The sequence below is a fragment of the Aquabacterium sp. OR-4 genome (assembly GCF_025290835.2).
In the GTDB taxonomy this organism is placed as follows: domain Bacteria; phylum Pseudomonadota; class Gammaproteobacteria; order Burkholderiales; family Burkholderiaceae_C; genus Pseudaquabacterium.
In genome coordinates this window covers 365,624-378,218 of sequence record NZ_JAOCQD020000001.1, presented here as the reverse complement: position 1 = coordinate 378,218, position 12,595 = coordinate 365,624, and the positions used below count along the sequence as shown (strand labels likewise).

At 71.5% G+C, this 12,595-nt stretch carries 7 protein-coding genes and 1 pseudogene; 4 read left to right on the top strand and 4 right to left on the bottom strand.

What is annotated here, in order from left to right:
* Positions 1-146 precede the first annotated feature (146 nt).
* On the top strand, positions 147-503 hold the full coding sequence (locus tag N4G63_RS01525; protein ID WP_314599722.1) for a guanyl-specific ribonuclease: 357 nt from the start codon (positions 147-149) through the stop codon (positions 501-503).
* Between the two features lie 49 nt (positions 504-552).
* Positions 553-942 (top strand): annotated as a pseudogene (locus tag N4G63_RS01520) (barstar family protein); the annotation flags it as partial.
* Between the two features lie 290 nt (positions 943-1,232).
* Here N4G63_RS01520 and N4G63_RS01515 read toward each other — a convergent pair.
* From N4G63_RS01515 to N4G63_RS01500, 4 genes are all read right to left on the bottom strand, one after another.
* Positions 1,233-5,552: a response regulator gene (locus tag N4G63_RS01515; RefSeq protein WP_314599262.1), complete on the bottom strand. Its 4,320-nt coding sequence runs from the start codon at positions 5,550-5,552 to the stop codon at positions 1,233-1,235.
* 131 nt (positions 5,553-5,683) lie between these two features.
* Positions 5,684-6,454, bottom strand: coding sequence for a 16S rRNA (adenine(1518)-N(6)/adenine(1519)-N(6))-dimethyltransferase RsmA (gene rsmA, locus N4G63_RS01510; protein ID WP_260789121.1), 771 nt, complete (start codon positions 6,452-6,454; stop codon positions 5,684-5,686).
* Positions 6,455-6,578: 124 nt separating this feature from the next.
* Complete coding sequence (locus tag N4G63_RS01505; RefSeq protein ID WP_260789122.1) at positions 6,579-7,979, bottom strand: peptidylprolyl isomerase; 1,401 nt, start codon at positions 7,977-7,979, stop codon at positions 6,579-6,581.
* Entirely contained in the window at positions 7,976-10,399 is a 2,424-nt protein-coding gene (locus tag N4G63_RS01500) for an LPS-assembly protein LptD (RefSeq protein WP_260789123.1), read from the bottom strand. Before N4G63_RS01500 ends, N4G63_RS01505 begins: the two co-directional genes overlap by 4 nt.
* Before the next feature lie 157 nt (positions 10,400-10,556).
* Between N4G63_RS01500 and N4G63_RS01495 the strand changes: the two genes are divergently transcribed.
* Both N4G63_RS01495 and N4G63_RS01490 read left to right on the top strand, forming a co-directional pair.
* The gene (locus N4G63_RS01495) at positions 10,557-11,651 is read left to right on the top strand and encodes an aminoglycoside phosphotransferase family protein (protein WP_260789124.1); all 1,095 of its coding nucleotides are present in this window, start codon (positions 10,557-10,559) and stop codon (positions 11,649-11,651) included.
* Between the two features lie 178 nt (positions 11,652-11,829).
* Positions 11,830-12,592, top strand: a protein-coding gene (locus tag N4G63_RS01490; RefSeq protein ID WP_260789125.1) for an IS5 family transposase whose coding sequence is annotated in 2 segments (ribosomal slippage) — positions 11,830-12,149 and positions 12,148-12,592 — 765 coding nt in all. Because the reading frame shifts where the segments join, the coding sequence is not laid out codon by codon here.
* Positions 12,593-12,595: the final 3 nt, after the last annotated feature.

Here is a 12,595-nt window from a genome sequence, read left to right as displayed (position 1 = left end):
TATCCTTTTGACTTTGCCCAAATTTGAGGCAATGTCTTGAGTTTTCGGGGGCACTCCAGTACCATCTCTCGTTCAGATTTCAGGGTTAACCCGTGGCAAAGACCGCTCGGTCATCGATCATGTCCTCCTGGCGAACGCTGGGTGTCATGGCGACGGTCGTGTCGGCGCTGCTGGCGAATGCGCCGGTCGAAGCCAAGGGCCCGGTGGGCAACGACAGCACCGTGGTTCTGGCCACGCTGCCGGCCGAAGCCCAGCAGACGCAGCGCCTGATCGTCGCCGGTGGTCCGTTCCCGTACGCCAAGGACGGCACGGTCTTCGGCAATCGCGAACGTCTGCTGCCAGCACGCCAGCGCGGTTTCTACCGCGAGTACACCGTGCCAACGCCCAGGTCGCGAGACCGGGGCGCCAGGCGCATCGTGTGCGGCGGCCGTCAACCAACCCAACCCGAAGCCTGTTATTACACGGCCGACCATTACGCGAGCTTCCAGCGCATCGTGCAATGAGCGGTCAGACGAGTCGGAATCCACCCCTGTTTCTGGAAGGAACGTGACCATGCTGCTGCAGACCGTCCGTCCCAACATCGTTCAGGCCATCCGGGCCTACCGTGTCGAAGACCTGATGGTGGCCGCCGAGAATGTCGGCCAGCATTTCCTGTACGCCAACCTGCAATCGGCCCAGACCAAGCAGGACGTGCTTGAGCAGATCGCCGAGTCGTTCCTGTTCCCGTCGCACTTCGGCAAGAACCTCGACGCGCTCTACGACTGCATGACCGATCTGGTGCACCGCGCCGGCGCGCAGCCGGGGTTCGTGGTTGTTCTGGAGCAGTTGCCCGACAACGCCCGCTTCGACCGCGAGGCGCGCGAGCAGCTGCTCGACGTGTTCCGCGACGCCGCCGATTTCTGGGGTGAGCGCCGCGTGGCGTTCCGCTGCTTCTATTCGTTCTCGGTGGCGCGCAGCGTCGAAACCAGCGCCTGGGAGCGTGTGAACGAAGCCGCCCAGGCGGCCGAGAAGGCGCCGGTGAAGGCCGCCTCGAAGAACGGCGCCAACCCGAACTTCGGCATGAACATGCCGATGATGTGCAGCGCCTTCGACACCGCGATGTGGGTCAACGGCGCCTGAGCATGGCCTGACCGCGGCCGGCTGCGGCGGCGACGCCAGACCACAGTGTCAGCCCAAAACGCGAGACCAGCGCCAGACAAGCACGGGCGGCCAGCAGGCCGCCCGTTGTCGTTTCAGGCGGGCAAGGTTTCCTGGGCGCGGTCGGTCAGTGCCCGCAGCGCGCTGCGCAATGGTTGCAGCAAGGGCGCGCGCCCTTCCAGCGCCGCCGCCTCGGCGCCCAGCGCCAGCGCCTCGAGCTCGCTGGCGCCGATGGCGCCGGCCGCGCCGCGCAGTGAATGCAGGGCCCGCGCCAGATGGGCCGGCTCGTCGGCGTTCAACGCGGCCCAGCCCTTGCCGTCCGGGCCGTACAGGCTGATGAAGCGCGCCAGCACGCGCTCATAGACATCGCTGCGGCCGCCGGTGCGGGCGATGCCGGCGGCGGCGTCCAGGCCGACGATGGCCGACCAGGGCGCATCGGCGCGCCCGGCGCGCGACGCCCCCTCGGGCAGCCAGCGCAGCAAGGCCTCGAACAGCTGCTGCGGGTTGACCGGCTTGGTGACATGGTCGTTCATGCCGGCGGCCAGGCATTCGGCGCGGTCGTCGGCAAAGGCGTTGGCGGTCATCGCCAGGATCGGCAGGCCGGCGCCCAGCGGCAGGGCCCGGATGGCGCGCGCAGCCTGCAGCCCGTCCATCACCGGCATCTGCATGTCCATCAACACCAGGTCGTAGCGCTGGCGCTGCAGCTGGGCCATGGCCTGGGCGCCGTTGTCGGCCACATCCACCTGCAGGCCCACCTCGGCCAGCAGGGCCACGGCCACCTCCTGGTTGACCGGGTTGTCTTCGGCCAGCAGCACGCGCGCGCCACCATGGCGCTGGCGCAGGCGGTGTTCGATCTCGTACAGCGGCGGCGCGGCCACCGGCGGCGCGCTACCGCGCCAATGCCGGTGCACCAGGGTGCGCAGCAGGGCGTCGAGCAGCGTGGAGGCGGTCATCGGCTTGTGCAGCACACCCAGAAAGCCTGCCGCGCGCGCCAGGTCGGCGGTGGCGGCCTGGTCTTCGGTGCTGGTCAGCAGCGCGGGCGGCAGGCCGTGGCGGGCCTGGTCACGCAGGCGCCGCAGCGCCTCGAGGCCACCGAACCCGGGCATGTCCTCGTCGAGCAGCATCAGGTCGAAGCCGGCGGCCGCGTCGTCCTGGCAGGCCTCGAGCACCGAGGGGCCGTCGGGCACGGCCACCACCTGCAGGCCCATCTGGCCCAGCATCTGCGTGACCGCATGGCGCACCGCCGGCAGGTCGTCGGCCAGCAGCACGCGCCGGCCCTGGAACTGCGCCAGCTCGGCCAGCGGCGGCGTGCTGCGCGCACGCGCCAGCCGGGCGCTGAACCAGAAGCGGCTGCCCTGGCCGAGCTGGCTTTCAAGACCCACCTCGCCGCCCATCAGCTCGGCCAGCCGGCGGGTGATGGCCAGGCCCAGGCCGGTGCCGCCGTAGCGGCGGGTGGTGGAGACATCGGCCTGCTCGAAGGCCTGGAACAGCCGCCCCTGGTGCTCGGCGGCAATGCCCACCCCGGTGTCGCACACATCGAAGCGCGCCATCACCTCGCCCGCCGCACCCGCACCGGCCGGCGCCGGCAGGCGCTGGGCGCGCAGCACGATGCTGCCGTGCTCGGTGAACTTGGTGGCGTTGTTGAGCAGGTTGAGCAGGGCCTGCGACAGGCGCGTGGCATCGCCGCACAGGCGGTCGGGCAGGTGGTCGGTGTCGACCACCAGCTCCAGGCCCTTGGCGCGCACGCGGTCGGCCACCAGCGCCACCACGCGGCCGATCACCGCATCCAGCGAAAAGTCGGCCTGCTCCAGCTCGAGCTTGCCGGCCTCGATCTTGGACAGGTCGAGCACGTCGTTGATGATCGCCAGCAGGTGCTGGGCGGCGGTGTCGATGCGCGCCAGGCGGTCGCTCTGGCGCGGCTCGGCGGCCTCGCGGCGCAGCAGGTGGGTGAGGCCGACGATGGCGTTCATCGGCGTGCGGATCTCGTGGCTCATGTTGGCCAGGAAGGCGCTCTTGGCCTCGCTGGCGGCCTCGGCGCGGTCGCGCGCCACCACCAGGGCCTCGTTGAGCTGCTGCAGGCGCAGCTCGGCCTGCTTGACCGCACCGATGTCCGACAGCACCACGAACAGGCCGCGCACGGCACCGGCTGCAGCGCCCTCGCCCGGCGCACCGGTGCCACCAGTGGCATCGCCGCCATCAGCCGGGCTGCGGTCGGGCACCAGATGGGCCAGGGCATGGCGCACGGCCGGCGCGTCGGTGCCGGCACCAGCCTCCGCGGGCACGGCCAGGGTCAGCTCGAGCGTCTGCGGCTGGCCGGCCAGTGCCGCCACCAGGGCATCGCCGGCACGCGCCAGCGCGGCCGGCCCCAGCACCTCGGCCATCGGCCGGCCGAGCAGCTGCTCGGCGGATTGGCCGAACCAGGCCTCGCAGGCCCGGTTGGCAAAGCGCCAGCACAGCAGGCCGTCCCAGTAGCCCACCACGCTGGGAATGGCATCGGCCACGGCCTGGGTGAAGCGCAGCGCGCGGGCCTGCGCGGCCAGCGCCTGCTGCAGCTCGGTGGTGCGCTCGGTGACGCGCTCTTCGAGCCGGTGGCGGTGCTGGTCGAGCTCGGCCGCGGTGCGTTTGCGCTCGCTGATGTCGCGGCAGGCGCTCAGCGACAGGCGCTGGCCGCCGAAGTCGAAGCGCGAGGCGCTGATCTCGACATCGAAGCAGCGGCCGTCGGGGTGGCGAAAACGCGTTTCGAACAGCACCTGGTCGAGGCCGTTGCCGGCGATCGACGCGTGAAAGCGCGCGGCCGACCAGTCGGGGTCCCAGTCCCACACGTGCAGGCCCGGCACCTCGTCGGGGGCGCGGCCGATCAGGGCGGCGAAGGCCGGGTTGGCCTCGATCACGCTGCCGCTCTGGTCGACCACCACCACGCCGTCGTGGGCATGCTGCAGCAGCATCGCGCGCAGGGCCATGCCCTCGTCGAGCCGGCGCTGCAGACGCGCCAGCTCGCTGATGTCGCGCATCACGGTGAACACGCCGGCCACGTCGCCATCGGCGCCACGCAAGGGCCCGAGCGTGACATGCCAGATGCGCGGCTCGCCGTGCGGCGCATCGCCCGGCGCGGCCTGCGCCACCTGCAGGCGCCGTGGGTGGCCCTCGGTGAGCACCTGCTGCTCGAGCGCGGCGGTGTCCAGCAGCGCCTGGGCTGGCGGCAGGCTCAGGCCCGTGCGGCCCAGCATGTCGGCCGGGGCCACGCCCAGCAGGCGGCCGGCCGCGGCATTGAACAGGGTGAAGCGGCCTTGCAGATCCTTGGCGGCGATGGCGTCGTCGGTGCCGTCGGCAATGGCCGCGTACAGCGACAGCTGCTGCAGCGCCTGCTGCTGCTGCTGGCGCTGCAGCTGGGCCAGGCGCAGCTGCTCGCGCTGGCGCAGTGCGCGCGCCCCGACGGCCAGCGCCAGCAGGGCCAGCGCGCCACTGACGGCGACCCACACCAGCTCGCCCAGCCATTCGCCCAGCAGCTCGTCGCGCTCGATGCTGGCCGCCACCCACCAGTCGCTGCCCGGCACCGGCCGCAGCGCGCCGATCACCGCCCGGCCCTGGTGGTCGGACAGCCTCTGCCAGGCCGCCGCGGTGGGCGGCTGGGCGGCCAGCGCGGCGGCCGGAAACCGCGCATCGGCCAGCGCCAGCGCGGTCACGGGCGCCGAGGCCGCGTGGGCGGCGGGCGAGCCGGCCTGCAGGCCCGATGCCCGGTCGGCGCCCAACGCCACGAGCTGCTGGCCGTCACGGCGCCACAGGCGGGTGCGGGCGCTGCGGCTTTCAGCCGGCCACTGGTTCAGGCGGGCCCACAGCGCGGCGCGCGCATCAACCTGCAGCACCGCGGCCAGCTGCGCCGGCTGGCCGCTGTGCACATACGGAATCACCACCTGCAGGCGCGGCACGCCCTGGCTGTCGGTGGCTGGCGGGGTGATCTGCACCTCGCCGCTGCCGAGCGCGCGGTCGAGCGCCTGGCGCAGGCTGTCGGCCACGTCCAGCGGACCATCGGCGGCCACCACGTCGGCCTGGGCATCGAGCACCGCCACACGCTCGGCGCCGTCGGCGCGGCGCATCTCGCCAAGCCGCTCGATCAGGCGGGTGCGTGCCGTGGCATCGCCGGCCTGGAGCTGGCGGTACAGGTCGACCATGTAGGTGCTGGAGCGCACGAAGCGCGCCTCGGCCTGGCGCTCGGCCAGCCAGGCGGCGATCTCGCTGGCCCGCAGCTCGGCCACAAAGGCCACCCGCGCACCCTGCACCTGGTTCTGCTGCTGGTGGCGCGACCACGCGGCGCCCAGGCAACCGGCCACCACCAGCAGCGCGGCCACCACCAGCGCAGCCCGGCTCAGCGGTGCGGACGACGGGATCGACGGCGTGGAGACTTCGGTGCGAGGCATGCAGACAGGGCGGTACAGCCGCCCCGATTCTGATGGGCCCGGGTGTCAGCCAAAGCCTCAATAAACCCCGATGCGCGGCCGCTGCAGGCGCCCGCCTGAGCAGCGGCCGGCCGCCGGGCTGGCAACGCCGCTCAGGCGGCGCGGGGGCCGACGGCCTGGGCCAGCGCCACGTACTCGGCCACCGGCACTTCCTCGGCGCGGCGCTGCAGGTCGAAGGCGCCGCCGAACTGCTGCTCGGTGAGCCAGCGGCCCAGGCTGTGCCGCAGCAGCTTGCGGCGCTGCGAGAAGGCCACGGTGACCAGCTCGCCCAGGCGCGCCGGATCGAGCGCCGGCGGCTGCGCCAGCGGGCGCATGCGCACCATTGCCGAATCGACCCGCGGTGGCGGATCAAAGGCCTCGGGCGGCACATCCAGCGTGGCCTCGATGGCATAGCGCCACTGCAGCATCACCGACAGGCGGCCATAGTCCTTGCCGCCCGGACCGGCGGCCATGCGCTCGACCACCTCCTTTTGCAGCATGAAGTTCTGGTCGCGCACCCGGTCGGCCACGGCCAGCAGGTGAAACAGGATGGGCGTGGAGATGTTGTACGGCAGGTTGCCCACCACGCGCAGCGGCTGGGCCGCGGCGTCGGCCAGCGCCGCGAAGTCGACCTTCAGCACGTCGGACTCGATCACCGTGACGCCCTGGCGGGCACGCCAGCGCGCGGCCAGGTCGCGGTCGAGCTCGACCACGGTGAGCGCGCCGCAGCGCTCGAGCAGCGGCTGGGTCATCGCGCCCAGGCCGGGGCCGATCTCGACCAGCGGCTCACCCGGCCGCGGATCGATCAGCCGCACGATGGCGTCGATGAGCCCGGTGTCGACCAGAAAGTGCTGGCCAAAGCGCTTGCGCGCGATGTGGCCCATGCTCAGGCCACCGCCGCAGCGCGCAGCCCGAACCCGGCGGCCGCCACGCTGCCGGCTTGGCCGGGCCGCTGGCGGCGCCCCCGTGGGGGGCAGGCGCCGAAGGCGCTGCGGGGGAGCGCCCAGCTCACAGCGGCGGCTCGCGCATCTCGATGTAGGCGCGCATGCGCAGCTCCTTCACCCAGTCGGCGTAGGCCTGCTCGAACTTGGCCTCGCGCAGCTGGTTGCGGGCCTGCTCGCGCACCTCCTTGGGGTCGAGCGTGACGTTGCGGCGCTCGTCCACGCGCAGCAGGTGCACGCCGAAGCGCGAGACCACCGGGGCCGACAGCGCGCCGGGGGCCAGCTTGTTCATCGCGTCCTCGAACTCGGGCACGAATTGGCCGGGCGCGGCCCAGCCCAGGTCGCCGCCATTGGCCGCGCTGCCGTCTTCGGACACCTCGCGCGCCACGTCCTCGAACTTGCGCGCGCCGCTCTCGATCTGGCGGCGCAGGTCTTCCATGCGGCGCAGCACGGCCGGCTGCTGGGTGGCGTCGCCCACGCGCAGCAGCACATGGCGGGCGTGGGTCTGGGTGACCTGGTAGAAATCGGGCGTGCGGCGGTCGACCACCTTGAGCAGGTGGAAACCGGCCGCGCTGCGCACCGGCGCCGGCGTGACCTGGCCCACCTCGATGCCCTTGACCGATTCAACGAACAGGTCGGGCAGGCGATCGGCCGGGCGCAGGCCCAGCTCGCCGCCGGCCTCGCGGTTGCCGTCTTCGCTGAGCTCGCGCGCCACCTGGGCAAAGGCCTCGCCGCGCTGCAGGCGCTGCAGGGCGGTCATGGCGATGGCGCGCCGCTCGGCCACCACCGATTCGCTGGCGGCTTCAGGCAGCTTCACCAGGATCTGCGCCAGGTTCAGCTGCACATCGCCGGCCAGACGGGCACGCTGCTCGTCGAGCAGCTTGTCGATGTCGGTGTCGGTGATGCGGATGCGGTTGATGACCTCGCGCTCGCGCAGGCGCTCGACCAGCAGCTGGTCGCGCAGATTGGCGCGAAAGCGGCTCCAGTCCATGCCCTCGGCGTTGAGCCGCTCGCGCAGCTGCGGCACGGTGATCTGGTTCTGCGCGGCCACGTTGGTGACGGCGCGGTCGAGCTCGGCGTCATCGACCTTGGAGCCCGAATCGCGCGCGTAGGTGACCTGCACCCGCTCGTCGATCAGCGCCTCCACGGCCTGCTGGCGCAGCGCGTCTTCGGCTGGCAGCTGGCCGCCCTGGCGGCGCAGCTCGGCCTGGGCGCGGCCCAGGCGCAGGCCGACCTCGACCGAGGTGACCAGCTCGGTGTTGACCACCGCCACGATGAAGTCGCCGCTGCGGCTGTTGCGCTCGGCCACGGCGGCCGGTGCGCCGCCGGGCCGGGCTGCGGCGGCCTGGGCCAGGGCGGCCGGGGCGGCGAGGCAGCCCGCCAGGGCCAGCGCACCCACGAGCAGGCGCAGCGAGCTGCCGCCGGCAGGGATGCCAGCGCAATGGCCGGTGAGGGGAGATTGGGTCATGGATCGAGGCGAGGAGACGACTGGCCCGGCGTGTCGCGCAGCAGCCGGTAACCGGGCACATTGTCCTTCAACAGTTGCAGGGGGTTTGTCCCGATGCGCGACAGGCCCGACAGCTCGAGCTGCACCGACAGCTGGGTGCGCGCCTCGGCGCGGCCGGTGGACAAACGGGTGAGCACCAGGCGGCCGATCCAGCAGGCGCTGTCGTACTCGAGCCCGACGATCGAATCGGTCAGCCGGCTGTCGCGCAGGCTGTAGTTGAGCCGGCCCACGCCGTACACCGTGCCGCCACAGCCGCCCGAGGCGCCCACCGGCCGCGCGCTGCCGCGGTAGATGGGCCATTGCCAGCCCAGCTCGGCCTGCTCGGACAGGTTGCGCGCCAGGCGGTAGCCCATGCTCAGCGTGTGGAAGGGCGCCGGCGAATAACGCGCGCCGAGGATCGAGCGCACCACGCGCGAGCTGTCGGGGTTGTACTGCAGCGCCACGTCCAGCCTCCAGGGGTTGAACACCGCGGTCGAGCCGTCGACCAGCAGGTCGGAGAAGCGCTGGGTCTGCGACTCGCCCGACAGCACCACGCGCTGGTCGCGCAGGCGGATGCGCTGGGCGATGCCCAGGCGCAGGGTTTCGGCGCCGGTTTGCGCATCGACCATGCGGCTGGTGACGCCGGTGGTGATCTGGTGCGCGTCCGACACCCGGTCGACGCCCGAGAAGGCGTTCTCGGCATAGATCGACACGGCGTTGAAGTCGCGCTCGGCGGTGTCGAACAGCGGCAGCTGCGACTGCTCGCGGTAGGGCGTGTTGACGTACAGCAGGCGCGGCTCGAGCGTCTGGCGCTGCGCGCGGCCAAACCAGCGGCTGTTGCGCTCGAACACCATGCCGGTGTCGAGGCTGGTGGTGGGGATCAGGCGGCTGCGGCGGCGCTGCGCGGCGTCGGTCTGGTCGATGTGGTAACTGGCGGCGTTGAGGCTCAGCTTGGGCGTGAACCACCAGCCGGGCTCGGTGAAGGGCCGCGACAGGCTGCCCAGCGCATGCCAGCGCCAGCCGGTGGGCAGCGTGGCCGAGGCCGAGGCGTCGGGCCGGTCGAAGCGGTTGAGCTCGGTCTCCAGCGAGGCGCGCAGGCCCAGCGGCAGCAGTGGCGCCGCCCGCAGGCCCAGCTGCGGGCTGCGCCGGTAGGGCGCCACGATCAGGTCGTCGCCGCTGCCGGTCTGCAGTACCTGCCAATGCTGCAGCCGGGCATAGGCCGTCAACGCGCCCCAGCGCGTGCCGAACTGCTGCTCGGCGCGCACGTCTTGCGGCAGCAGGCGCGGCGAGTTGCCGGGCACGGTCTGGCTGAAGTCTTTCCAGTAGGCGTCGTCCGAGACCTTGTAGCCCAGCACCGCAAAGCGCAGGCCCGCCACGCGGCCCTGCTGCTCCAGCCGCAGCGCATGGCGCGAGCCGCCGGTGTCGCGGTCGTGCGGCAGCAGGTGCAGGCCGATCTGGCCGCTGTGCCCGGGCTCGAGGTAGCGGAACTCGGCGCCCAGCGCCATGCCGCGGCGCGCCAGCAGCGTGGGCGTCAGCGTGGCGTCGCGGTTGGGCGCGATGTTCCAGTAGTAGGGCACCGCCAGCGTGGTGCCGTTGCGGCTGTCCACCGGCACGATGGTGGGCGGCAGCCAGCCGCTCTTGCGGTCGTCCGAGAGCGGAAAGCTCACCACCGGCAGCGCCAGGATCGGCAGGCCCAGGAACTCGAGCACCGCGCCCTCGGCAATGCCTTCGTTGGCCTGCAGATCGAAGCGCACGCGGTCGGTGCGCAGCAGCCAGTCGGGGCCCTGGCCATCGTCGCGCGGGCAGCTGGTGTAGATGGCCTTGTGGGCACGGCTGCGCGTCGAATCGAGAAACTCGATGCGTTCGGCGCGGCCGCCGGCACCCAGCGTCAGCAGCTCGAACTCGGGCTGCTGGAAAAAGCCCTCGAAGCGCTGCAGCTGCAGCTGCAGCTCGCTGCCGCGGTAGCGCACGCCGGGCTGCTCGATCTCGACCTTGCCGCGTGCATTGGCGGTGTCGGTGGCGCTGTCATAGGCCAGGCGGTCGGCGCGGATCAGCATGCCGGCGCGGCGGAACTCGACCGCGCCTTCGGCCACGGCGTCGATGTCGGGGCGCACGGTCAGGCGCTCGGCCTGCACGATCAGCGGCCGCTGGCGCGCGGCGTCGCCATCGGGCGGCGGGTTCAGCCGCGGGCTGGCCTGCAGCGCAGGGGCGCTGGCAGACGATGCCGCTGCGGCGGCGGCCGATGCTGATGCCGATGCCGCCGCCGGCATGGCCGCAGGCGCCGTGCCTTGCGCCGCCACCGGCAGCGCCACCCAGCCGGCCAGGGCCAGTGCGCAGGCCAGCGGCAGGCGGCCCGGCGTGAACAGGTGGGCAGGGCGGTGGCGAAAAACGGCGTGGGGCACGGGCGGCAAACGCGGGCGCACCCGGGACGCGGGGCGAAGTCGATGGGCGGCAGGGCCGCTGCGAAGGGGCTGAACGCGGCGCGACAGGGTCGGCTTCGTAGAATCGGCGGATTATCCATGAGGGCCCTCGCGCGCCCGCCCTGCCCCAAGCCCCCCCATGACGCCTGTTGCTGCCGCGCCCTCGAGCCCCGCCCTGATCGCCTGGCCCGACGCCGCGCGCGAAGCCGCCTTCTGGCACTGGTTCACGCCGCTGGCGGCCCGCGAGGGCCTGGACCCCGCCACGCTGGCGCCGGCGTCGGCCGATGCCAGCTTTCGCCGCTACCTGCGGGTGCAGGGCGCCAACGGGCGCAGCTGCATCGTGATGGACGCGCCGCCGCCGCAGGAGGATGTGCGGCCCTTCGTCGACATCGCCGGCCGCATCCAGCGCGCCGGCCTGCACGGCCCGCAGGTGCTGGCCGCCGACGCGGCCCACGGCTTTCTGCTGCTCACCGATCTGGGCAGCGAGCTGTACCTGCGTGCGGTGCAGACCGAGGGCGGCACCGGCCCCAGCGAGCGCGCCGAGCCGCTGATGCGCGACGCCATCGCCGCGCTGCTGCACTGGCAGCGCAAGGTCGACGCCAGCGGCCTGCCCGAGTACGACGACGCGCTGCTGCGGCGCGAGCTGGCGCTGTTTCCGCAATGGTGCGTGGCCACCGAGTTCGGCATCACCTGGACTGACGCGCAGCAGGCCACCTGGCAGACGCTGTGCGACCGCCTGGTGGCCAGCGCGCTGGCCCAGCCGCAGGTGGCGGTGCACCGCGACTGGATGCCGCGCAACCTGATGGTGAGCACGCCCAACCCCGGCATCCTCGACTTCCAGGACGCCGTACGCGGCCCGGTCACCTACGACATCGCCTCGCTGCTGCGCGACGCCTTCCTGAGCTGGGACGAGGCGCAGGAGATCGACTGGGCGGTGCGCTGGTGGCAGGGCGCGCGCGCCGCCGGCCTGCTGGGCGAGACGGCCCTGGCCGAAGACTTTGGCGAATGCTGGCGCGCCGTCGAGTGGATGGGCCTGCAGCGCCACCTGAAGGTGCTGGGCATCTTCTGCCGCCTCAAGCACCGCGACGCCAAGCCGGCCTACAGCGCCGACCTGCCGCGCTTTTTTGCCTACGCCACCAAGGTGGCCGTGCGCTACCGCGAGCTGGCGCCGCTGGTGCGCCTGATCGAGCCCATGAGCGGCACGCTGACGACCACCGGCTACTCGCTGCGCTGAGGCAGCACACCAGCTGGAAAACAACGCATTTTCCAAGTCGTTGATTGATAGGGATTTTTCAGCAACAACGGCATTGCATTCCAGGATCGTAGAAAACAAGCCCGTGGCCCGCTTTAAGTCCTGACCAGGGCGTTTTAACACTATTTGAATAACCCCCAAATGGCGCGACACTGTGGGCATGGAACTCACACCCGCCCAGTTCGCGCAGATCGAGAAGTACCTGCCCACCCAGCGAGGTAACGTCAGTCTCTCCAACTTGGCCGTCCTCAACGCAATCCTGTACGTCGCCGAGCATGGCTGTAAGTGGCGTGGGCTGCCTGCGCGCTTCGGCAACTGGCACACGGTCTACACGCGCATGAATCGCTGGGCCAAGGCTGGCGTCCTCGACAGAGTGTTCGAGCAACTTCAGCAGTCGCAGGTCGTTCGCATCAAGATCGAAGCGGTCTGCCTGGACAGCACCAGCATCAAGGTACACCCGGATGGCACGGGGGCGCTAAAAAAACGGCCCCCAGTCCATCGGCAAGTCCCGTGGCGGATGGAATACCAAGATTCACATGCTTGCCGCGGACGCGCGTACGGCCATAACGTTCTCGCTCTCGCCGGGGCACGCACACGATGCGCCCGAAGGACGCGCTTTGCTGACCCGCCTGGGTGCACCCAATCGGCCGCTGCATCTGCTTATGGATCGCGCCTACGAGGGCAACGAGACGCGCCAACTGGCGCTCGATCTTGGTTTCATCCCAGTCGTGCCGCCGCTGAAGACCCGGATCGAACCTTGGGAGTACGACCGTGAGATGTTCAAGCGGCGCAACGAGGTCGAGCGTCTGTTCCGACGCCTCAAGGGCTATCGCCGCATCTTCTCCCGATTCGAGAAACTGGACGTGATGTTCCTCGGCTTCATCAGCTTCGCGCTGATCGCAGGCGGGCTCCGGTTGTGTTAACAG